Below are 24359 nucleotides of genomic sequence, written 5' to 3' on the forward strand. Positions count from 1 at the left end.
GCACGCAATACACTAAGGTAGAGACGCATTATTATGCGTGTCACATCTAGGACATAACTCGCTGCGCAAAGTCTCCCGACTTTGAGCAACTTAAACGAAGTATGATGGTGTGGATTTCCAATCCGTAACGACATAAACTGTGAACCATAAACCGTCAACTGTAAACTAAAAAACAATGAACAAAAATAAAACGTATATATATTTAGCTTCAGCCTTCTTAGCAGTGACTAGCTTCACTGCTACGGCTGTAGCGCAGCAGCAACCTAAAAACTCTCTATCAAGCTATCTCAATGTAGCCATAGAGAATAACCCGGGCATCAAAGCACAGAAATTTGCTCATGAAGCTTTTTTACAAAAGATTCCACAAGCAGGTGCTTTTCAAGATCCTGAACTATCTATGGACTTCTACACAAAGCCTATGGATATTGTAGGTGGGCGCTCTATTGGTAATGTAAGTATCATGCAGATGCTTCCTTGGTTTGGTACGCGTAAGACTGCCCGCATAGAAGCGGGTCATATGGCTAATATGCAAAACGAGCAATACAAAGAAGTGGTTGATAATATTACTTTACAAGTACATACCCAATGGTATGCCATGCAGAAGCTAAACGAGCAGTTAAGAAATAATGAAGAGAACAGAAAACTCTTACAACAATTAGAACAATTAGCTCTTAGAAAGTTCTCAGCGCCATCTAATAGTGCTAAGGTTACCGCTACTCCTAAAGTAAACACTAAGACTGCCTCTACTCCATCTGCTTCTACATCAAAAGGTATGGGAGGAATAAGTATGGGTGGTGGAGCTACTGCTAGTAGCACACCAGCGATGTCTTCTATGGGATCTGGCGGAGGTATGAGCGAAATGGGCGGCAGTAGCGCCTCAGGAATGTCTGATGTATTACGTATCGGATTAGAACTTATAGAGATAGAGAATAGTATTGAAAGCTTACACTCTCAATTAAAAGCAGAGAAAGCAAAATTCAATGCTCTTTTAAATAGAGAAGCAAACCATGAGGTCATATTAGGTGAAATAGAGAAAACTTCCTTTATCTATGGAGAGCAAGATGCTCTTCTTGCCATAGAGGCTAATAATCCTATGCTTTCAATGATCACAGAAGAAGGTCTTGCCTATAAAGCAAAAGCAGAAATGGACAAGAAAATGAGCTACCCTATGATAGGGCTTGGATTGCAGTATATGGTTATCGGAAAGACTAATGATAAAATGCTGGCTATGGGAGATATGAATGGGAAAGATATGATTATGCCGATGGTGACTGTTAGCCTTCCTATCTTCCGCAAAAAGTATAAAGCCCAACAAGAAGAAGGTAAACTATGGTGGAAGTCTAGTGATCAAAAATTCGAAGACACTTACAATACTTTAAAAAGTGAGTATTATGGATACAAAAGTCAATTAGATGATGCTGAACGAATTGTCACCTTGTATGAGAAGCAAACTACATTAGCTGAGACGACTTACAACCTTATTATCAAAGAATTTGTAACAGGCAAAAGCGATTTAACCAATGTAATACAAGTACAACGTCAATTATTAGATTACCAATTAAAAAAAGCAGAAGCAATTGCTAACTACAATACCATGGTAGCTTCTATCAAGAAATTATTAGCAATACGTGACAACACACAAAATATTTAGGCAATGGACAAAATAAGAAATATATTCAAAAACAATATTGTACGTTATAGTGCAATATTACTTGTAGGGTTATTATTAGGATGGATGGTCTTTGGTGGTGCAGGATCGCATCAGCACAATGGAGAACCAGCTACTACAGAAGAGGGAAATACGGTATGGACTTGTTCTATGCACCCTCAAATCAAAATGGATAAACCAGGGAAATGTCCTTTATGTGCTATGGACTTAATTCCGCTTAAATCTTCTGATGGTGGTGATGATGCAATAGACGATCAAGCAATCCAGATGTCTAAAGAAGCAGTAGCACTAGCTAATATACAGACTACTGTGGTAGGGCATCAAGATGCTGTAAAAGACATTCAACTCTATGGAACCATACAAGTAGATGAGCGATTACAACAATCTCAAACTTCTCATGTCAATGGTCGTATTGAAAAATTGTATGTTAACTTTACAGGAGAAGCTGTAAAACAAGGACAACTAATCGCTACTATCTATTCTCCTGATCTACTAACAGCTCAACAAGAGTTATTAGAAGCAGCTAAGTTAAAAGACTTACAGCCCTTATTATTAGACGCAGCTAAAGAGAAATTGCGCATCTGGAAGATGTCTGAAGCTCAAATCAACAAAGTCTTGAGCACAGGGAATGTTTCTCCTTATGTATCGGTACACGCAAATACAAGTGGTATTGTAGTAGAAAAGAGTGTAAATCAAGGAGATTATATTAATCAAGGAACTGTATTATACAGTATCTCTAACTTATCTAAGCTATGGGCTGTATTTGATGCCTATGAGAATGACCTTCCATTTATCAAAGAAGGAGATGTATTAGAATATACATTACAGAGTTTACCAGGAGAAGTATTTAAAGGAAAGATTGCTTTTATTAGTCCTATTATAGACGCTACTTCTAGAACAGCTAAAGTAAGAGTAGAAACAGACAATAGAAATAATAACCTTAAACCTGAGATGTACGCGAGTGCAAAAATATCAGCTCCTTTAAAACAGTACAATAAAGAAATGGTCATTCCTAAATCTTCTGTACTATGGACAGGTAAACGCTCTGTAATCTATGTAAAACAACCCAAGACTGCTACTCCTGCCTTTAAGCTAAGAGAAATCGTATTAGGGCCTTCCCTTGGAGAGAATTATGTAGTGATGTCAGGATTAGAAAATGGAGAAGAAATCGTAACTAATGGAGTATTTACAGTTGATGCTAGCGCGCAGTTAGAAGGAAAACGCAGTATGATGAACAACGATAATGCTCCTGCTGCTACAGGACATGAAGGTCATGCTAATCACGGAACTACGGCAAGTGCTAATCTAGAACATGCTATGCTTAAAGTAAAAGGAAACTGTGACCTGTGTAAAGAGAGAATAGAAACCGCTGCTAAAAAAGTAAAAGGGGTATCTACTGCTTCTTGGGATGTAAAGGAAAAGGTACTTCACCTTAACTTTGACAAAAAACTAACCTCTAAATCTGCCATATCTAAGGCTGTAGCCAAGGTAGGACACGATACAGAACTAGACAAAGCTACAGATGCAGATTATAAAGCCTTACACAGCTGTTGTCAATTCGAAAGATAGTTTCTTTTTTGTGAGACCGTGAATTTGTGAAATCGTTTTTTTTGTGATGTTGCGATAGTCTGATGTTGTTTTTTCGTGAAACCGTTTAGGCTATAACATCAGAGTATAATTAATTACATCATCTAAGTACATTATGCCCGTAGGGCAAGACTGTAAACCGTAAACTGTTAACTTTAAACAAAACTCTACCTTCTTTTTTCTAACTTTACCTTATCGAAAACGGTAACAGGTAACAGGTAACAGGTAACAAAAATACAAATAAGCGGTTTCACGATTTCACACCTTTCCGATTTCACAATTTGACAAAAAACAAAAAAATAGTAATACAAATAACAATCAAATGAAAAAAGTAATTTTAAGTTTTGCAGTATTAGCTTTCACACTTACTGCATGTAATGACAAAAAACAAGAAACAACAGCTCCAACAACAGAAGAGCATGCAGGACATGATCACGATGATCACACTACAGCTAGCGCTGCTGAGAAAGTAACAACAGTAAAAGAGTCTAATGTATTACAATCTACTCTTGATGCTTATTTCTTAGTTAAAAAAGCACTTCAAGAAGACAATCAAGCAGAAGCTGCTACAGCTAGTAAAACATTATTAACTAATCTTAATGCAGTAGTAACAGAAGATGCTAAGGCAAAAGAACTAGTGAAAGAATTAGTAGAAACAGCTACTAAGATTGACGTAGCAGACATCAAAGTACAAAGAGAAGAATTCGAAGACCTAACAGAAGACTTAGTAAAACTAATCAATACGGTAGGAACAGACAGAGTAGTATTTGAACAATACTGCCCAATGTACAACAACGGTGAAGGTGGTCAATGGCTAAGCGATGTAGAAGACCTATCTAACCCATTATACGGTTCTTCAATGCTTAAATGTGGTGCTAATCAAAACAAAATCACATTTGAAACTAAATAGTTTTATAACTAAAAAATAAAAGGCTGTCCGATGTGGACAGCCTTTCTATTTTTCCTCTGATAAAAAGGTTATTTTCTAACTAGAATTACACTTGGTACATTACTCATCTTAAGTTCTACTTCACTCTCTGATTTATGAGTAAAAGCATACTCTGTTAATAGACCTCCCATCTCTATTGATAGACGATAATAACCCTTTTTATTCTCCTGTACCACCGTCACATGATTGGGATCTACTCTATCTACAGCATTAATCTGTCCTTGATAACAATTTGATACTACCGTCACTACACATAGATCATTTGCCTTTAAGTTAAAACTGTGAAAGTCATACTCACTACTTCCTTTAGCCACCCACTGACCTTGTAGCCATCCAGGCATTTTTATCTTATGAGAATGTGATACCCCTACTTCCGTTGATCCCTCAGGATTACTTCCTCCTTTATTATCATCTGAAGAACAAGCTAGTGCCATAGATGCCATCATTAGTAATAGAACAATTCTTTTCATTTCATTTTTTTTTTATTATTAATACTACTTCCTTCGTTTTTTTTAGGAACGACAAAGGTATATTCTATAAATGACTCACTCTTACGGTTTTCCGTATATACAGAAATAAAGCAACTGATTTTAAGATATTTAGAACAATTCTAGTTTAATGTTTTTTATGCTCTAAAACTGAAAATACAAACTCATATAAACTTGATGGAATCTAATTTTATAAGCACACTAATGAACTATTAATTTCTTAGTAAAACTCGATATACGTTCATTAATTTTACTAATCAATAACCAATAGCGTCCTAAATAAATTTAAGGCATAAAATATCCTCCCATTTTAGTAGGTTATAGATGATATTTCGATAAAATTTAAAACAGAACCCCCTGTATCAATTTTGGAGGGGGTTTTCCTATCTCATTTATCGGATTATCTAACCATTTTTGCAGTTCAATTTTAACAAAAAGGTTTAGACGTATAAAAGCGACTAAATTAGATAAGTGCCATCCAAATTCAGACTGAGCACGCAGAGCTTTCAGTATTAAAATAGTGATAAGTGCAGTCCAAATTTGTATCATTACAGCATTTTCAGAAGTTCCTATAAAAGACTTAATATGCAGAAGTTGTTTAAGGTTTCTAAAGAATATTTCCACCATCCTTCTACTTTTATAAAGCTCACTAATTTGATTAGCAGTCCAGGTAAATTGATTTGTGATAAGCTCTATAACTTGTTCATTTTCTTGATCCCATACCGCTACTCGCCTTAGTTTATTAGGATATAGTTGTTTTGAGTTACTATTAGTTAAAGTAATTATCTCATCTTTTAAAATATTTTGATGTCTATTCTCAGGTAGTTCCAACTCTTTAATTGTTTCAAATTTTAAGTTGTCTTTATGTCTAATGACAAAGAATACTTGTTTGCTGTCCCAAACGTTTAAAAGGCTAAAATCATTATAAAAACGATCAGCAACTATAACACTACCTTTAAGTAAAGGAATATCATAAGCTCCTTTATTATTAGCTGTTTTACCATTAGTAATATTGATATAAGCTGGTAGATTTCCATCAAAATCAAGTAATGTGTGCATTTTAACTGCTCCTTTATTGGTTTTGTATTTAGCCCAATCAAAGATGCTCAAGCATAGTGATATTGTGGTGGAGTCCAATAGTAAGATTTTTGACTTGATTCTAAACTTCACTTATTTAAATTTGGGATGCTGTCCTAAACTTTGAAGTAAAACAAAATAATACTCTTTAAAAAGTTTATGAGTTCTGTTTATGTTCTGATAACTTACTGAGGATTTAGATGGTGCTCTATCTATACCAAGGTGATTTAGGTTACCTGTGGCTGAACGAAGTCTATTACTAATATCACGAACAGATTTGCTACGGGCAAAATGACAAAATAACATTGAGACAAGGTGACTCCAACTATTAAATCCTTTGTTGTGTTTGTCTGTCTGTTTTTCTTTTACGATTTTTTTGAATTTTGAACCATCAAGTTTTGCTATTATTTGAGAGAACAGTGTTATATTTACCATCAAGAGAGTCTTTTTTAGGTGTGCAACTCAAAGATATTTTGAGATCCGAAATTAACTCTCTTTTTTTGTACCTTTTTTTAAACGTTTAGCACGCTATTGATTTATACTCTTTATATAACCCTATTACTCGTTCCAAAGAAACGACCTTAGAAAACTAACAAAAAAGATTCTTACTCCTTTATAATCTCTTGATATGAATAGAGCTGTATCCAAATTTTAGAGATACAGCTCTATCTTTTATATGTACTATAGGGGCTATGTCTAATTTTTATAAATAAGCTAATACAAGAACCTTTGACTTAAATTTATCAGAAGAAAAACATATAAATAGAAACTTATTCTTTATGAATTTCCCAACCAAAAACACTTTCTATTTAACTCATAAAATAACCCCTATCGGGTATAATAACTAATATTTAGAACATATTTATACCCGATAAGGTATTATTTAGATTATTTATGTATATTTATACCTGAAAAGGTATAGATATGGATTCAATACAATTATTTGTAAAGCAAAAACGAAAAGAATTAAAGCTTACACAAGAAGATTTAGCTTTAAATGCTGGTGTAGGACTGCGTTTTGTACGTGATCTAGAACAAGGCAAAAAAACACTTCGTTTAGACAAAGTAAACGATGTGCTAGCTTTATTTGGAAAAGAAGTAGGTGTAATTGATAAAACTAGATAATAACGGCACGACAAGCGAAAATATATTTTCAAGATCAATTAGCTGGTTATCTTTTTGAAACAGATAATGGTTACTCGTTTTACTATGACAAGGATTATCTAAAAACACCTAATCCTAAACCAATTAGTTTAACCTTACCCCTATCTGAAGAAACTTATCATAGTAATGTACTCTTCCCTTTTTTCGATGGGTTAATTCCTGAAGGATGGTTACTAGACATCGGAGAAAAACATTGGAAGCTTAATCCACGTGACCGATTTGAATTATTAATCAACTTATGTAGAGACACTATTGGAGCTGTCTCAGTTTATCCGATGGAGGCAGAAAATCATGAATAATTGTTTATTTTGTTATAAGCCTGTTGAAACTGGTGAATATCATACTGCTTGTTCAAAAAAATTCTTTAGCACTACCCAAGTTCCTATATTAGAATTAGATAAAGAAAAAATAGATAAATTAGCACAAATAACTGTAAACGAAAGATTAGCATTAACAGGGGTACAGCCTAAAATATCCTTAAGTTTAAACAGTGAAAACGGTAGTAAGAGACTAACTTTAGTTGGTTTATGGGGAGATTATATCTTAAGACCCCAATCTCCTGATTTTGCTTTTATGCCACAAGTAGAAGATTTAACCATGCACTTAGCCAAGCTATTTAAAATTGAAACAGCACAACATGCTTTGATTAAAACCTCTACAACAGACCTTGCTTACATAACTAAACGCTTTGATCGTGAAAAAGGAAAAAAGATTCACATAGAGGATCTATGCCAGCTATCAGAATTACTAACTGAACAAAAATACAAAAGCTCTTATGAGCGTGTAGGAAAGATTATTAAACAATATACTACCAATTCAGGATTAGATGTAATTAAATACTTTAGACTTGTCTTGTTTAGCTTTATAACAGGTAATAACGACATGCACTTAAAGAACTTCTCTTTAATGCACACAGATAATGGTATCTTATTCTCACCAGCGTATGATCTTTTAAATGTGAATTTAATTTTTCCTGATGATAAAGAAGATTTAGCACTAACCATAAGTGGTCGTAAAAAAAAGATTCAACAAGTAAACTTTGATGAACTTGCACTAAATTTGGGTATTACAGAAGTTGTAAGAAATAATATCTATAAAGATTTCTCTAGACAAACTAATAAGGTATATGATTTAATAGATCGAAGCTTTTTAACTAATGAGTACAAAGAAGAATATAAAAGGATTTATACTGATAAGTTGAGACAAATTGGATTGTAGAAAATTATAATTGAATCAAAAACACAGATACTAAGAAAAAGACTTAGTCCATCGTTATTATAGTTATCTTCTAAAGAATCTTAAGTCATAACATATAAATCTTTAGCAAAATATAATATATTTATCTACTTAATACACAGCAAAATTATCAAATAGTTTATTTAAAGAAAAAAAGGAAAGCATCTTTTGTAAAAACAACTAATATTCAGCATATTAAAAAATTATTACTAATGTAATATCTTTAAAAACGAACACCAGCCTAGAGTAAAAAAACACAGAACTTCTAACAACTATAAAAGCTAATTTTAAAGGTAAATTAAGGTTCGCTAGAATCTGTTTATTTGTTTATTTATCATCTCTTTATGCCAAGTAAAGTCTGTGAATTTATCTAAAGTATGAACTGGATTTGACAATTAGACAGAAACAAGTAGTTATTATAGATGTATTTAACGTTTTATCTCATCGGTAGATTTAGAATTAGAGCGGGGTATCCTGATTAATGTTTACATTAATTCCGACTCAAGAATCATATGTCCTTTTAATAGATCAAACAAATTGGAAGTTTAGAAAGTAGAACATTAATATTTTAATGTTAGGTTATAGAGCCTTCTTAAAACAAAAAAAGACCATATAACAGTCTTATAATATCCCTCTCTAAGGGCAAAAAACAGGAGTAATTGTACATTATAAATCTCTATCTATTTTCAACTTCTTTTCCTTAGTACACGACAAAAGTACTAATTAGTTGATTTTAAGAAAAATAAAGGATAGGATTATTTGTAAAAAAAGGCTGATATTCAGTATATTAAAGAATTATTTCTCACCTAATACTTTTAAAAACGAACAGCAGCCTAGAGTACAAAAATACACTTTTCCCATAATATAACTATATGAGAGCACGCACGATTAGGGCAATATTCCAATAAGAAGATCAAGAAATAGATTCTGTAAAAAAGGTTAAATCCTGATCATACTCTCTTGGTATTTCTTTATCTGGAGAAACATCCACAGCCACTCCATTATTAAACTTAACATTCCTGTTCAATAAACGATATTTATTGTACATCAGTTCTTCTAATTCATATTTCTCTTCATATCTATTAGTCTTAGTAGAAGTGTACTTTATTTTAAAGTTTTCAGGAAAAAGATGTATCGGTTGAATACTAAGCTTTTATAAAAATTATCAAAAAAGTCAGGTAACGGTGCTTATTGCTTTGCTTTTCAATATATTTCCGTTAGCACGTAGCGAATATACAAAATTTAATAAATATGATATAGCATTTTGTTTTTCATCTATTTGAGCAATGATGTCTTTGAGAATTTATAAGGAATTTGCTGAACATTTGCATGACTCAAAATTATCAAAATGAATAATAATAGTTATCGGGTCATATCAATTTTACTTCTCTAACATTCCCCATCCACTCATCATAATAGCCAATGCCTTAAACCCCCAATTGATATCATCTTGTGTATAAACCGGAATAGTGGCTCTGTTGGTTAAATCGTGTACTGTAAGTTTAATTTCTTTAATTTCCTTTGGCTTCATTACCAAGGTTGGGGTTTCATTATTCAAATAATAAACATCTAAACGCAAAATCCCCTGATCTTCTTCTAAATAAAACGGATGTGCAAAATTAATTACGTTACTAAACAATGGCGAAGTATAAACAACTAATTTTTGTAATTGCATTGGTGCATTTTCATCTTTTATTTTGGGGGTATAAACAACTATATCGCATTCATAACCTAAAATAGTTTGTTTGTCTTTTTTTACTTCCCTATTAAACTGACTAAAATCTACATCATTTATTGCTCCAGATCCTTTGTTTTCAGAAGGTTTATAAGAGGAATATATTTTTTTGTCTTGTTCAATAATTTTATCGGTTTGCACCAACGTTTCCAAGTAAAGACCTACTTGATCCTGAGATTTATTATAATAATTATCCATTGACCATCCAAAACCACGAACTTTCCCTAATACTTCTTCATTTTTAATGTTATAAGTACATTCCGCAATATTTAACGTTACCGCCCAAGCTACTAACGGATTTTGGTTTCCCATATTCGCTATCAAATCAAAAATTGCTTTTACATCTGCATCGTGGGCTATCAATTTCTCGTATTGTTCTTTTATATTAGCTTTAGAGAAATCTATCTTTCCTATAAGCTTACCTAAATCAATGTCATTACTAAAAATTCCCATTTCAACGAAACCTTCTGTGAACGGTGTATTAATAATTTCACTGTCGCTATCTGGTAATTTGTTTTCGTCTGAAGAATTGCAACTAAACAAAATAAATACGGATAATAAACTGCTTATAATATTTTTTTTCATTCTTGATTTATTATAAAAAAGCTGTTTCCACTTTTTCAAGAAACAGCTTTTTATTGTTACTTATTTTTTCACCAATTCAACTCGACGATTTTTAGCTTTATTTTCGTCTGAATTGTTGGTTACCAAGGGTTTTTCAGAACCCAAACCTATAGCTGATAATCGAACTTTATCAATTCCGCCTGTGATTAAAGCATTCATCACCGAATTTGCACGATCATTCGATAATTTTTTGTTGTGAACAGCATCACCTGTATTGTCGGTATGACCCTCGATCGAAATGTTTAAGTTTTTATCTTTTTGAAGTGCTTCTGCAATTTGTTTGACCACTTCTTTTCCTTCAGCTGTAATATCAGACTTATCCACATCAAAATTGATGTATAAAATTGACTTCCCTTTTTCAGTCAAATCCTTGGCAATATCATCTGCAGTAACTTTGGTTATGGTTTGTTTAAAGGCTTCTTCCTGTAGAATATTTAATGCTGCTCCTGCATTATTAGATGTGAACTGGATATAAATATTTCCTTTTTCTTTACTTCGAATAACAAAAAACTTGATGTTTTGATTCCAATAGCCCATGTCTCCAGAACCACCTTTATTAGGGTCTTGTTTGTGATAACGTTCGTATTCTTCTTTGGTGATTTCACCATCAAAAACTTTAACCGCTCCAACAGATAGCAAATAATCCTCCATACTTTTTTCAAAATATCGTTGAGAATATTCTTCACCACGAACTGCACCAACATTGGCTTTATATAATTTACCTTCAAAAAAAGTCATCACACCATTGATCGGAAAGAAGCAAACATCAAATTTTTTTTCTATAGCTTCTTTGTGGGCTTCTAATCCTTGTGGAAGATTAATAAAAGGAAAATCACCAATATCAGCAGCAGAAAATGGAATGTTTTCAATATTGAATTCAGCCGATGAATTTGCCTCTTCTGTTTTAACTTCCTTGGCTTCAACGGTAACTTCTGTGGAATCTGCTGTGCTTTCCTGCTGTTTTACAGATTGATTACAAGATACAATCAAAGCTGATAATCCAAAAATAAGGGCTGCTTTTTTCATTTTTTTATATGTTTTTTAGGCTAAAGATAAACGTTTTTACTTTCTAAAAAAGCATTTAATCTATTGTTTTACGCCATCAAACTCAAAATAAACATCTGTTTCGGACTGTTCATCTGTACTAACACTAATGTTTTGATTAGAACCATAATAGTGAAAAATACCTTCTAAACTACCTGTTAAGGAAACAATATCCTTTGTATTTTCGCCAAAACAAGCACAAGTTTCTACGGTAAAGGTTTTAGGAGTTATATAAGAATATTTTTCACCTGATTTTGCGGTAATTTTTAATTTATTACTTCCTTCTTTTGTAACAATAACAATAGCATCGAACCATTCATATACACCATTTGTATCACTTGTGCTTAACTTTCCTTTATACGTTCCCACAGCAGGGTCAATAGAGCCTTGTATTGGTTGTTCGTATCCGTCATTATCATCATTTTTACTACAACTTGTAGCAACTGTTCCAAATGTCAATGTGGCTAATATGCCTAAAACCGTAATCTTTGTGTTTACTTTTTTCATAATGATTTTATTTTAACGTGAGATACAAAGATCTGCAAAACGAGAAATTGGAACAATCATTGAAAACCTTGATTTTATTTCTAATGGTTTACCATGGTTTTCTCGCAAGGGCAAAAAAGCAACACTTTTTATTTAGATATTTGTAATTTAATCACAAACCGCGATGTTCAGAAATATTTTATCTACACTATTTGTTTTTTTATATATTAATATACTACAAGCACAGCAACTTGTTGCTTTAGACGAAATAAAGTATGTAAAACAAATCAAGAGTAAAATTGAAAACGATGTAAATGACAGTGTTCGTTTACATAATTATTTGTTACTTTCCGAATATTGGTCTCAAACTGATAGTTTAAAAAGTAGGCAGGCACTAAATACAGTCTTGTCCTTCAAAAAAAAGATTTTACCCGAAGGTATCTTAGATTATTATCAAGGTGTTTTTTATTCACATCAAGGTAATAAAACCAATGCTCTAAAACATTATGAAAATGCAATAAATTCTTTAGAAAAAGATCCTAAAAATATTGACTTACTTATAAAATCATTATACAATCATGCTTACATACAAGTGGAAGACAAGGGATACGATTTTATGGTTAAGACACTCACAGAAAGATGCATTCCATTAAGCGAAAAAAGTAAAAACAAAAAACTTTTGGCGTACAGCTATACGCAATTGGGGTTAACTTTTATGTCGGTAGGACAATTCGAAACAGCAGAAGAGTATCATAAAAAAGCGTTAGAACAACTTGATGAAATCCCAGAATTAAATACAATTCATCTGATAACGTATCTAAATCTGGTAAGCAACTATTGTTATAAACCAGATAGTAAGTCTGCTGAGAAATATCTTAAAAAAGCAAAGAAACTTATCGAGCACTATCCAAATTCACAGCATTATTCAAATTATTACTATCAGGAAGCTATGTATTACACTACGGTTCAAGATTTTGAAAAAGCGTTAATGAGTTTAGATAAGGGTGTAGAATTAGCAAAAGAAAAAAAACAAGCCAAGCTGTTGCACATGCTTTATTTTAGAATGTATAACGTTTATCTGATGCAGAAAGATTATTATAGAGCTAAGATACAGTTAGAGCATATCTTACAGGAAAATATTTTAAGTAGAGAAGATGTAAATCGAAAAATTACCTACACGCAACTGGCTGCGGTAAACGATGTGTTGGGAAATCACAAAGAAGCCTATGAATGGATGAAGAAATCGAGTGCTTTGAGTGATAGTTTACAACAACAAAAATTATTGGAAAAGATGAACGAGCTTGAGATTGTACACCAAGCTGCTGATAAAAAACAAACGATAGCACAATTGAAACAAGAAAAAAAAGAAAATGAATTAATTACAAAAAATAAAAATCTACGGATTAGCATCTTAGGAATAGCTTTGGGCTTAAGCTTGATTATTTCTTTTTTAGTTTATCTTACCTATAAGAATCAAAAGAAATTAAACGCTCAAATTAGCATCAGTCACCAACAAGATCTTTTACATATTAAAAATGAACGAAAATACGAAGCAACAAAAGCTGTTTTGCAGGGCGAAGAACAAGAACGTCAACGAATAGCTCAGGATTTACATGATAGTATGGGTGGAATTCTTGCAAATATTCGCATGTCAATCTCTCAAGAAAATGCTCAAAATTCGGGTGAGTTATTGCAAAAAATAGATAAGTCTATTGTAGAAATACGTCGTATTGCCAGAAATCTAATGCCTGAAACATTAAAAAACCTTGGATTAGAAATTGCACTGAAAGAACTTTGCGAATCTATGTCACAAAAACAATTTAATATTCAGTTTGAAGCTTTCCATGTATCAGACAACATCCCATTTAGAATACAATTGTCATTATACCGCATTGTTCAGGAAAGCATCAGTAACGTTATCAAATACGCACAGGCAAACAATGTTATTGTTCAAATTAGTCAGCACCAAAATACAATAAACCTAACGATTGAAGACGATGGAATTGGTTTTGACACATCTAAAGTAGATTATGGTTTAGGAATAAAAAATATTAAAAGCCGTACAGCCTTAATGAATGGAACAGTAGAAATTTTATCGGAAAAAGGAAAAGGAACCACCATAAATGTAGAATGCTATGTATAAAAATAATTGTTTGAATTTGGTAATAGTCGATGACCACCCGATGATTTTAGAAGGACTAAAATCATTATTACAACAGGTGGGTAAATTTCAACTATTTTCTTTTACAAAAGGATTGTCAGCACTAGATTTTATTCAAGAAAACACAGCACATATTATATTGTTAGATATTGTACTAAACGATGGAAGTGGTTTGGACTTCTGCAAAGTAATTAAACAAAAATCGCCTAAAACCATTGTCATTGGGATAAGTAATCAGGCAGAACGTAGCATTATATTTCGTTTTTTGGAAAACGGCGGAAACGGCTACATCTTAAAAAATGCAGATGCACATGAAATCATTCAATGTATTGATAACGCTATAAATGGAGGAGTTGCATTAAGCAAAGAAGTACAGGAAATTATGTTATCTGCTTCATCAAACAATTTTGAATTGCCAAGACTAACCAAGCGAGAACAACAGGTGTTAGAATCAATTGCCAAAGGAAACACCTCTGCTGAAATTGCTAAAAAATTATTCATCTCAGTCATTACTGTAGAAACACACCGTAGAAATTTATTGCAAAAATTTAATGCTAAAAATATGATCGAATTAGTCAAAGTAGCCACGGAAAATAAGTTGATATAAATTAAATTCAGGTCAGATAAAATTATAATCTCCTGCCTTTTTTCTTTTTCTTCATTCGATTAGCAAACTGTTCTTCCTTGTAACCTTCTACCTGTGTATCACACAGCAAACTGAATAATCTCAAATCAGAATTCTACACATGTTACTTTGAGATAAACTCAAAAAGGTCTTTTGTTGATAAATCAACCATTGTATTGGTTTTGGAAATAGGATTGCCCTGTATCTTTATTACACATTAGCCCAATACTACAAAGCAATTCTACTTCATAGTTCTGAATTAGTTCTAAAACCATACTATAGTATGCTTTTAGAACTAATGAAAGACCTATTTTGTATAATTACTTGTTTATATGTCTATTGCATAATTTGGGTTTAATTGAGGTTTATTTTCATTGTTCCACCAATCATTAAATACATTTGCTGACAAGTTTCTATCTAAAGCTGAACCATTCCAAACGCTACGGCTTTCGTGGTCAATGAACGTGATGCCGTAAATCCGTCCGCTTTCGTTCTTGTGGACAATCGTATTAATACCTTGCTCTAAAAGTTGCTTTTTAAAATCTGGTTTGCTCTTTGTAGTATGTATAGCCAATTCAATGGTATTCTTTAGGACAGACCTTACAGGATTGATTTTCATTTTTTCTTTGGACTGTTCAAAATGTTTTTGAAGCTGTGTTACTCCTGCATCTTTTCCGAAAAGTGAGCCTTTGAACGGATTGCTTGTCTTGTTGCCATTCTCGTCTAATGCTACATAAACCAATCCGTTTACAGTTTGATCGTTTCGCTCGCCTTTGACTTCTTCCGCTGTGATATTGAAAAGAGAAAGTAAAGCATTATAACTACCCATAGTTGAATGTATTTCTCTAAAGAATATTTCCACTATCCATCTACTTTTATGAAGCTCACTAATTTGATTATCAGTCCATGTAAATTAATTTGTGATAAGCTCTAGAACTTGCTCATTTTCTTGATCCCATACAGCTACTCGTCTTAATTTATTAGGATATAGACCTATCAATATACTATATTGTAATAAAAGCCACTATTTTAAACAATAAAATTATCTTGAGCTTCTAGTATTAGAAAATTCCTTTAATATAGCATAAAAAAACAGTAGTAAACAAAAGTTTACTACTGCTATATTTTTTTATTTCACATTACTAATCCTCTATCATTTTTTAAACACACTATCTTATTTTTAGTACCTTAATTGTCCACTTTTTGCTGACGATTTACAACTTAACTATATTCACACACAAAAGAATCTAAATATACAACCTCCCTAAGTAAAGGTTGTTATTCACACTATGAGTACAAATAAGCAAACAGGCTATTTTAAGGTATTCACAACACCTTTTTTCATTTTATTAGCTCAAGAATGTAAAAAAACTGAAAAAAAACTTTATAAAACGTCAATAATTGTATTATGGCACCTATAATCATCAAAAACAAATAAGCGAATAAATTCATACCATAAAAAAGTCCGCCCCTTACAGGAGGGCACTGAAAAAGTCTTCTTTTTCGAAATAGAGGTAAAATAGAGAGCTTAAGCTCTCTATTTTACCTCTATGTTTTTTTAGCTTTGTACTGATCAAATAAAAAGCAATGGTAAGTCATCAAGAAACAATCTCTTTTAGTAAATATTCTGAGTTATACGATATGTTAGTTCCTAAGGATAATATGTTACGTCAGATAAATAATCTTGTCGATTTTACTTTTGTATATCAAGAACTATCAAGTAAGTATTGTGTCACCAATGGTAGAATGGCATATTCTCCTATTCGTTTGTTCAAGTACTTATTATTAAAAACAATCTTTGACATATCAGATCAAGATGTTGTAGAACGCTCGCAATACGACTTATCGTTTAAGTATTTCTTAGATATGTCAATCGAAGAAAAGGTAATAGAAGCTAGTACGCTAAGCAAGTTTAGAAAATTAAGGCTTCAGGATACTGATATGCTAAACTTGTTAATTGGTAAAACAGTAGAGTTAGCTATCGCAAAAGGGATTATAAAATCAGAGGCAATAATATTAGATGCAACACATACTAAGAGTCGCTCTAATGCAGTATCTGTTATAGAGTTTCTAAGATATCGTTCAAAGAATGTAAGGAAGGTTCTTTATGAAACAGATCCAACAGTAAAAGATCATTTACCTACTAAAAACACAGACGATAACGTAGAGAATGAGATGGCTTATTGTACAGAGTTAATCAACTACTTAGAAGACAAAGGATCTTTGAGTAGCTTACCTAAGGTAAGTGAGAAACTAAATGTTTTAAAAGAAGCGTTAGATGATGTAAAGGAACAACGAGATATATCTAAAGATCAAGATGCTCGTATAGGTCATAAGTCAAAAGAGGAATCATTCTTGGGATATAAAACTCATATTGCCATGAGTAAGGAGCGTGTTATCACAGCTGCAGTAGTCACTTCAGGAGAAAAGGGAGATGGTCCTTTGCTAACTACATTAGTAGAAGAATCTATTAAAAATGGAATGACAGTTAACACTGTTATAGGTGATCGTGCTTACTCCAGTAAAGACAATTTAATCTATGCTAAGAAGAATAATATTAGTGTAATCTCTAAACTAAATCCTGTAATTAGTCAAGGTACTCGTAAAAAAGAAGACCAATTTGACTTTAACAAAGATGCTGATATGTTCGTTTGTCCTGCAGGACATTTAGCCGTTAGAAAGGCTACTCAAGGCAAGAAAGGAGAAAATACTAATCAAGTTAAAACATACTATTTTGATGTTGAAAAGTGTAAACAATGTCCTTTAAAAGACGGTTGTTACAAACCTGGAGCCAAGACCAAATCATATTCGGTCTCTATATCAAGTCAAACACACTTAGACCAACTAGCCTTTGAAGACACTCCAGAATTTAAAGAAGAGGCTAAACATCGTTATAAGATAGAAGCTAAAAACGCAGAATTAAAGAATGCCCATGGATACGATACTGCTTTGTCGTACGGATTGTCGTCTATGCAAATGCAAGGGGCATTGGCTATTTTTGCCGTAAACTTAAAAAGAATACTGAAATTAATGTAGTAAGGATAGCTAGGTAGCATTTTGTCCTCTCAGAAAGAGAAATAAGGACTATTAAGCACTAGCTATATCTTTAAAAATAATCTTAAAAACAAAAGACGCTTTAAAAAAAGGTTAGTTATAACCTCCTTTAAAAGCGTCTTTTTTTGCCTTATAGTGACTTGAACTCAAAAAAAACCTTACTTTTTCAGTGCCCTCCCCTTACAGAGCAGACTTTTTAATCTCTAGTGACAATCATCCTGTTTATGCTTGTGCTTTTTATTGTGCTTATTTTTATACTTATTACTCTTTTTGTAGTGATGTTCTCTCTTATAGTCATAAGGGTGATAATGTCTATAATTATAATCCCCTGTATTCCATTTCTCGCGTTGCTCTACAGTTAAGATATTACCTATTTGTATTCTGATTTCTTTGTATAGTTCTTCTCTTTTGCGATCTAAATCATACTGCTTATAATGCTTAGCACTAGCCCAATGATTATATCTTGTCTCATAATCACTCTGATACTCTCTGATCTTTCTCCACTGATTATCTTTTAACCCCAGAGTAGACACATCATCATACACTATAGATACTAATCCCCCCAGATCAATACCGATACTAGTACCACTTACTTTAGTCTGAGCACTAGCCAAAGAGACTATCAACATAAAAGCCCCTAAAATTACTTTCTTTTTCATATTGCTAATTGTTTTAATTTCAACCTATTATTTTGTTAGTAAGGTAAAATACCACTTAATAGCAAGACAATATTCAAACTAGAGCCTCTATTTTTAGAAAGTACGTAACAAATGAAATCAAATACTGCAATATTTCAAAAACTATTCACTAAACATTAACTATTGTATCATACTGTTTTTTTACTGCCTCTAGAACTAAATTATTTCTAAAGAATAATGTCTTTAAAAAAGAATATTCCCTTTAAAACACAATACAAACTAAAAAACACACAATATCACACACTATTAACCATAAATTATTTAATTATAAATATTTTTTAACAAAAAGAACATTAAAGCATTAACTTTACAACAAATAATATTCTAATCAATAAAACTAATTTTCATAATTGTTCTTATACTCTTTACTTTAACTAGTACAAAGCGTTAGAATATTAAATAAAGATGAAATAAATGCCTTTAGTAATTTTGATAACACTCAACCCAGTTGAGTTTCCATACAATTTTATATTCAGAATTACCAAAAGGCAGAGATCCATTACTTGCAAAAAGAAATACTTCTTTGACCTACTAATACTTGTTTTTACGATAAGTGAAGTAAAAACAAAAAAGCACGAAGGTTCGCCTTCGTGCTTTTACTATATATCCTTACTATCTTCTTATCTTTTTGCAATACGAACCGTTTTAGAAAGATTCTCTGCTTTTACCTCTACCACATAGATATTAGAATTAAGACTTGCCATATTAATACTCACTCTTTCTTGTTGTACTGTATCCGAGCTACTTAGTACTAAACGTCCGTTTATATCATATACCTTTATATCGATTACCTTGCCATTGTATGTCTTGTCTAAAGACACATATAGATGATCCTTCACAGGATTAGGCCATAACCTTATCTCTTGTTTAGTCTCTATTTTACTCTCCTTAAGATCATCGAACTCCCCTACAGTACTAATTAGAGAATATTCCTGCTTACCAGTTTCTAATTTTCCTTTATGAGTGACCTCAATTACATAGGTTCCAGGCTCTACATCGTATAATTCTATCTTTTCGATATTATCTACATCATTGACTCCTTGTATGGCTCTAAGGTCATTAAAATCTTTATTTAACTTCCATGGATAATAGGTATTCTTGCCTTTTTTAACCACTACATCTAAATCATTGACTAGGTCGCTATTATTTTTTTTATAATTCTCATCTGAGTTTTGGTAACTCACCACACCAGGCGGATCTGTCCAGGCCAGCGTCACCACCATCTTACTTGTCTTTTCTGCTACTTGGATTTCATGTGTATATTTTTGTTGTTCTCTAAGCTCATTCTCCAGGATATGGGTACTTCGGTTATCCTTGGCCGCTAACATGACATCCACACCAGATTTAGCATTAATCACCCCCCAACCAAACAAATGATCAGGCCCCGCAGCATGACCAGCCTCATCAGCTGTATGAGCCATCAACGCGCGCAAGGTAGCTGATTTAAAAGGCATATTGGTATTAGAGGCATAAATAGCCCATTCTTGCCATAGGGTAAATACTCCACTAACAGCAGGAGCAGCCATCGATGTACCATCACTATAAGCATATAGACCAGTCTCAGCCGCCCCATATAAAGGACTTGGATTGCGATAAGCCGCTGATAATACATCTACCCCTTTAGCCGAGATATCAGGCTTTATCCTAAAGTCATTAGTAGGCCCTTGACTACTAAAACTGGCCAGCACTACATCAGAAGGTCCAGTATAGTTAGCAACCTCTACTACAGCAGCTACTACTACTGCATTTTTAGATACAGAAGAATCATTTAACAAATCACAATTACAGTTTTCCTTTTGACTCCCCCCATAAACACTATAGTGCAACTCCCCATCGTTTCCTGCTGCTATTACAGGCTGATAATAAGCAAATAAATATGCTACGCGGTCAAATTCTCTACTGTGCTCGGAATAAGCCCCAAAATTCTTCACTAAACCAGGCTCAGTTAAATATCCATAATCATCAAAGTAGTTATACCCATAAGAATGATTACTAACTAATATTCCTCCAGAGGCCATTTGCCCCATCTTGCGATAATCATTATTCCACGAATAACTCACTAGTTTTGCTTTAGGAGCGATTCCCTGGGCCTTCTGATTATATCCTAGCCCCACCATCGTTGCTCCTACATGAGTAGCGTGATAACGGCTTTTTTGATACCCTTTAGCATTATATTGTGTCAAAGAAGGAAGAGACTCTCCTAAGGTTACTCTCGAGGTTGTATTAGAAGTGGTTGTATAAAACTCTTGATGGGTATCTAATAAAGGTAGTCCGTCGATAATCCCAACTGTCATCCCTTCTCCCTCTAAGTACTTATTAACGCCAACCTCCTTTTGGATAGCATTTACCCTGGCTGTTAATCTAGAACCATAGTTTAGGGTAGACTTATAAAGCAGAATTCCATTTTTATCTATACCACTAAGCTCAAAATAATTCCCTCTGGCATTTATCCCACTTGTTGGCAGGTTTCTTTTCTCAGCCTCTAAAAAGGCCTCTTGTTTATTTAAAGCTGCTTTTCTTGTATATGCATTAATCTCTCTAGTTGCCTTTTCTAAATCATAAGTAGCCCTTACTGCACTACGCGTAGAGATTGTCTGCCCATAATGATCATACACCCCTAAACACAACAATGCAAAACCTGTTACTATTATTTTTCTCATACTTTCTATACCTAATAGGGACTAAAATTAACAATTTATTCTTATCTAAGAGGCTGATTTAATCTTTTTATTTATATCTATTCTAAACTAATGAAGAAATTCAAATATTTATAAGGGATATCTCCTTAATGATATTATAAAAAATAAAAACCTCTCTTATAAAAGAAAGGTTTTTTATTAGGGTAAGGTAAAAGGTTATTTATTTTTTGGGAAAATATAAATAAGAGTGATTAATAAAGATAGTTCCTCTTGTACCTTACTGCTGACAAAAATAACAATAGAAAACATTCATCCTTTACGGAAAACCGTAAAAGCTTATTTTTTTATTACCACGGACCTAAGCACGCGAAAAAAAACACATATAAATTATTCTCATTTTTAACCAAAACAATTTATATATTACAAAAAATAGCTAGCAAGGATTTACACCTAAACTCCAATACAACTGATAAATAGACATACAAAGGGGATAAAAAAAGAAAACCCACCAAAAGGTGGGTTCTTATAAAAAAAGCAATAGAGTTTTTATAAGCGATAGTAAAAGGACGAATTGTTATAAATTGTTTTTACTTCTCTATTGCTGTATTAATATTATTCGATTTTATTCTTGTTAGGCTCTATTACTCCACACGGATTTCATCTATACAAACTAGTTAACGATTACGTACCTTCTGTTCCCATTTCCAGGCGCTCTCTAGCATATCATCTAGTGCTTTTGTTGGTTTCCATCCTAGCACTTCATTTGCTTTGGTAGTAGAAGCATAAGCCTTATCTACATCACCTGCTCGGCGTTCTACTATTTTATAATTAAGCTTTATACCACTTACTTTTTCAAAAGCCTGAATAATCTCCATTACAGAAGATCCTTTCCCTGTCCCTACATTAAAGACCTCTACCTTATCTACATTCTCTTCTTTTATCAATCTATCTAGTGCTGCCACGTGCGCTTTGGCCAAGTCCACCACATGGATATAGTCTCGTATACAAGTACCATCAGGCGTATCATAATCATCACCAAATACAGACAACTCCTGACGCAACCCAATAGCGGTTTGTGTAATAAACGGAATCAAATTCTGAGGAACTCCATTAGGAAGCTCCCCAATTAAAGTTGAAGCATGCGCCCCAATCGGATTAAAATAACGCAATAATACTGCGCTTATATTACTTACACGAGTCACATCTGTGATAATATCCTCCCCGATTTGCTTAGTATTCCCATAAGGAGACATGGCCTTTTGTACTGGAGCCTGTTCTGTAATTGGCATTACAGCCGCTTGCCCATACACCGTACACGAAGAACTAAAGATAAAATGACTCTTCTCTTTCTTATCTAATTCTTTTAATAGATTCAGTAGAGGAACAATATTATTCTCATAATACATTAAAGGCTTTTCTACACTCTCACCCACAGCCTTTGATGCCGCAAAATGAATCACTCCTGTAATATCCTTATAATCTGCAAAAAGTTTACTTACTCCAGCTCCATCTCGTAAATCCAACTCCACAAACAAAGGGCGTACTTTAGTAATCCCCTCGATACCATCTAGTACCTCGATAGAAGAATTAGATAGATCATCTACGATAACTACCTCATATCCTTTTTGCTGCAGCTCCACTACCGTATGAGATCCTATAAATCCCAATCCTCCAGTAACTAATATTTTCACCTTTTTTACAGTTTATTTCTTTCTTTAACCATCAAAGATAGTCTTTTTACCTTTTTTAACAATATCAAAATGTCGAAACTATCTTTTTTTTGAGTCAACACCTATTTTAAGAAAACTGGGAACTTCCAATTAAGAGTTAAAAATTAACAATGTGTGCCTTGGCATTAAATTACATATAGTATTTTCTCTATTAAGTTATTCTAAATACGCACTATCGCTTAATAAAATGAAAAAGCCATTGTCTTAAGACAACAGCTTCTCTATAATCTTTGTTATCGCAGATTTATAATCCGTGATAAATATACCCTATACTGGTAGGGTAACAATTTCAAATTTTAAACTCCTTGAAACAGACTCCCATTCTCTAATATCAACTACTCGGTTCTAGATAAAAGCGATGCCGCTTCATTATCCAAGATATACTCTACATGAGACAATCTTTGTAAGAAAGTAGCAGGTATATCAGCGGAGATTTCTCCTTCTAATGCTTTTTTTATAATCTCTGCCTTGCGCTGGCTTAGCGCCATTAAGATTACCTCCTTAGCCTGAGTGATGGTTTGTACCCCCATTGTGATTGCCTGTGTAGGTACTTTATCCTTGCCTCCGAAATCATCTTTAGCATCCTCACGCGTAATATCATTCAGGGTTACCAGACGTGTTCTAGACTCTAGTATAGCACCAGGTTCATTAAATCCGATATGACCTGTACGACCAATACCTAATAATTGCAAGTCAAGTCCTCCAAAGTCTACAATCTTCTTTTCATATAGATCACAGTACGCCTGTATTCCCTCTAGAGATAAAGTCCCATCGGGGATATGTACATGTTTTGGGTCAATATCGATATGATTAAACAGGTTATGCTTCATAAACGATACATAACTCTTATCATCTATTGGTAAAATGGGATAATACTCATCTAGGTTAAAGGTAGTCACATTTTTAAAGCTTAGTCCCTCATCCTTGTGAAGGCGTATTAACTCTTTGTACACCCCTTTTGGAGTAGATCCTGTTGCTAATCCTATAATTGCGCGATCCCCTTTATTTTGTTTTTCTTTTATAATTTTAGCTATACGCTGTGCTACATAAGCCGAAGCAATATCCTTGTCCTTGTATACCTTGATAACCTCCCCTTTTCTATATGTGATTTCTTGCGTTTTAAATAATTCGCTCATCTATCTTTTTCCTTAACAACAATAAACAATTTTTTATTACCCCTACTATCTATATTTTTTCCTAAAATATAGCAACAACAAAAACACCTCATTATAGGTATTTCCTTCTTATTGGAGTAATTTTGATTCTGTAAATATAATCATTTATCCCTTGTAATGTCCATCACATTGGGTGAATAACTTGCTTTTTTGAGTAAAACAACTACACAAAAGGTATGACCTAATAAAATGAAACAAAAAGCCATACTAGAAGAATT

Annotated in this window: 18 protein-coding genes and 1 pseudogene; 9 read left to right on the forward strand and 10 right to left on the reverse strand. The window is 33.1% G+C overall.

Features of this window, described 5'->3' with window-relative positions:
* The first annotated feature begins 175 nt into the window (after positions 1–175).
* The 3 genes from E0Z07_RS15075 (at position 176) to E0Z07_RS15085 (ending at position 4166) form a co-directional block, all read left to right on the forward strand.
* Positions 176–1651 (forward strand): TolC family protein, encoded by a 1476-nt coding sequence (locus E0Z07_RS15075; protein ID WP_131540906.1) that lies wholly within the window; start codon positions 176–178, stop codon positions 1649–1651.
* Positions 1652–1654: 3 nt separating this feature from the next.
* Entirely contained in the window at positions 1655–3238 is a 1584-nt protein-coding gene (locus E0Z07_RS15080; protein WP_131540907.1) for an efflux RND transporter periplasmic adaptor subunit, read from the forward strand.
* A 340-nt stretch (positions 3239–3578) separates the two neighbouring features.
* Positions 3579–4166: a DUF3347 domain-containing protein gene (locus E0Z07_RS15085; RefSeq protein WP_131540908.1), complete on the forward strand. Its 588-nt coding sequence runs from the start codon at positions 3579–3581 to the stop codon at positions 4164–4166.
* 68 nt (positions 4167–4234) lie between these two features.
* Here the strand turns inward: E0Z07_RS15085 and E0Z07_RS15090 are convergent, their stop codons facing one another.
* Complete coding sequence (locus tag E0Z07_RS15090; RefSeq protein ID WP_131540909.1) at positions 4235–4675, reverse strand: hypothetical protein; 441 nt, start codon at positions 4673–4675, stop codon at positions 4235–4237.
* 360 nt (positions 4676–5035) lie between these two features.
* A pseudogene (locus E0Z07_RS15095) lies at positions 5036–6208 on the reverse strand (IS4 family transposase).
* A 486-nt stretch (positions 6209–6694) separates the two neighbouring features.
* On the opposite strand from E0Z07_RS15095, the gene E0Z07_RS15100 reads away from it, so the two are divergent.
* The 3 genes from E0Z07_RS15100 to E0Z07_RS15110 are packed head-to-tail and all read left to right on the forward strand — an operon-like array spanning position 6695 to position 8152.
* Positions 6695–6895, forward strand: coding sequence for a helix-turn-helix transcriptional regulator (locus E0Z07_RS15100; RefSeq protein WP_006259945.1), 201 nt, complete (start codon positions 6695–6697; stop codon positions 6893–6895).
* Positions 6895–7233, forward strand: coding sequence for a HipA N-terminal domain-containing protein (locus E0Z07_RS15105; protein ID WP_131541097.1), 339 nt, complete (start codon positions 6895–6897; stop codon positions 7231–7233). Before E0Z07_RS15100 ends, E0Z07_RS15105 begins: the two co-directional genes overlap by 1 nt.
* On the forward strand, positions 7226–8152 hold the full coding sequence (locus E0Z07_RS15110) for a HipA domain-containing protein (protein ID WP_131540910.1): 927 nt from the start codon (positions 7226–7228) through the stop codon (positions 8150–8152). Before E0Z07_RS15105 ends, E0Z07_RS15110 begins: the two co-directional genes overlap by 8 nt.
* Positions 8153–9551: 1399 nt before the next feature.
* Here E0Z07_RS15110 and E0Z07_RS15125 read toward each other — a convergent pair.
* The 3 genes from E0Z07_RS15125 to E0Z07_RS15135 are packed head-to-tail and all read right to left on the reverse strand — an operon-like array spanning position 9552 to position 12080.
* The gene (locus tag E0Z07_RS15125; RefSeq protein ID WP_131540911.1) at positions 9552–10490 is read right to left on the reverse strand and encodes a hypothetical protein; all 939 of its coding nucleotides are present in this window, start codon (positions 10488–10490) and stop codon (positions 9552–9554) included.
* Positions 10491–10550: 60 nt separating this feature from the next.
* Complete coding sequence (locus tag E0Z07_RS15130) at positions 10551–11555, reverse strand: OmpA family protein (RefSeq protein WP_131540912.1); 1005 nt, start codon at positions 11553–11555, stop codon at positions 10551–10553.
* Between the two features lie 60 nt (positions 11556–11615).
* Positions 11616–12080, reverse strand: a complete 465-nt coding sequence (locus E0Z07_RS15135) for a hypothetical protein (RefSeq protein ID WP_131540913.1) — start codon at positions 12078–12080, stop codon at positions 11616–11618.
* A 163-nt stretch (positions 12081–12243) separates the two neighbouring features.
* On the opposite strand from E0Z07_RS15135, the gene E0Z07_RS15140 reads away from it, so the two are divergent.
* Together E0Z07_RS15140 and E0Z07_RS15145 are read left to right on the forward strand one after the other, a co-directional pair.
* The gene (locus tag E0Z07_RS15140; RefSeq protein WP_131540914.1) at positions 12244–14202 is read left to right on the forward strand and encodes a tetratricopeptide repeat-containing sensor histidine kinase; all 1959 of its coding nucleotides are present in this window, start codon (positions 12244–12246) and stop codon (positions 14200–14202) included.
* The gene (locus E0Z07_RS15145) at positions 14195–14827 is read left to right on the forward strand and encodes a response regulator (protein WP_131540915.1); all 633 of its coding nucleotides are present in this window, start codon (positions 14195–14197) and stop codon (positions 14825–14827) included. The genes E0Z07_RS15140 and E0Z07_RS15145 overlap by 8 nt, the downstream gene beginning before the upstream one ends.
* 346 nt (positions 14828–15173) lie before the next feature.
* Here E0Z07_RS15145 and E0Z07_RS15150 read toward each other — a convergent pair whose 3' ends face one another.
* Entirely contained in the window at positions 15174–15674 is a 501-nt protein-coding gene (locus E0Z07_RS15150) for a hypothetical protein (RefSeq protein WP_233445989.1), read from the reverse strand.
* Between the two features lie 758 nt (positions 15675–16432).
* Between E0Z07_RS15150 and E0Z07_RS15160 the strand changes: the two genes are divergently transcribed.
* A complete protein-coding gene (locus E0Z07_RS15160) occupies positions 16433–17881 on the forward strand; it encodes an IS1182 family transposase (protein WP_073145115.1) in 1449 nt (482 codons plus the stop codon).
* Positions 17882–18102: 221 nt separating this feature from the next.
* Here E0Z07_RS15160 and E0Z07_RS15165 read toward each other — a convergent pair whose 3' ends face one another.
* From E0Z07_RS15165 to nagB, 4 genes are all read right to left on the reverse strand, one after another.
* Positions 18103–18558: a hypothetical protein gene (locus E0Z07_RS15165; protein WP_131540916.1), complete on the reverse strand. Its 456-nt coding sequence runs from the start codon at positions 18556–18558 to the stop codon at positions 18103–18105.
* 659 nt (positions 18559–19217) lie between these two features.
* Positions 19218–21257: a S8 family serine peptidase gene (locus E0Z07_RS15170; RefSeq protein WP_131540917.1), complete on the reverse strand. Its 2040-nt coding sequence runs from the start codon at positions 21255–21257 to the stop codon at positions 19218–19220.
* Between the two features lie 653 nt (positions 21258–21910).
* Positions 21911–22927 (reverse strand): UDP-glucose 4-epimerase GalE, encoded by a 1017-nt coding sequence (gene galE, locus E0Z07_RS15175; protein ID WP_131540918.1) that lies wholly within the window; start codon positions 22925–22927, stop codon positions 21911–21913.
* Positions 22928–23301: 374 nt separating this feature from the next.
* On the reverse strand, positions 23302–24102 hold the full coding sequence (gene nagB, locus E0Z07_RS15180) for a glucosamine-6-phosphate deaminase (RefSeq protein ID WP_131540919.1): 801 nt from the start codon (positions 24100–24102) through the stop codon (positions 23302–23304).
* Positions 24103–24359: the final 257 nt, after the last annotated feature.

This window comes from Myroides odoratimimus (assembly GCF_004337635.1).
Classification (GTDB): domain Bacteria; phylum Bacteroidota; class Bacteroidia; order Flavobacteriales; family Flavobacteriaceae; genus Flavobacterium; species Flavobacterium odoratimimum.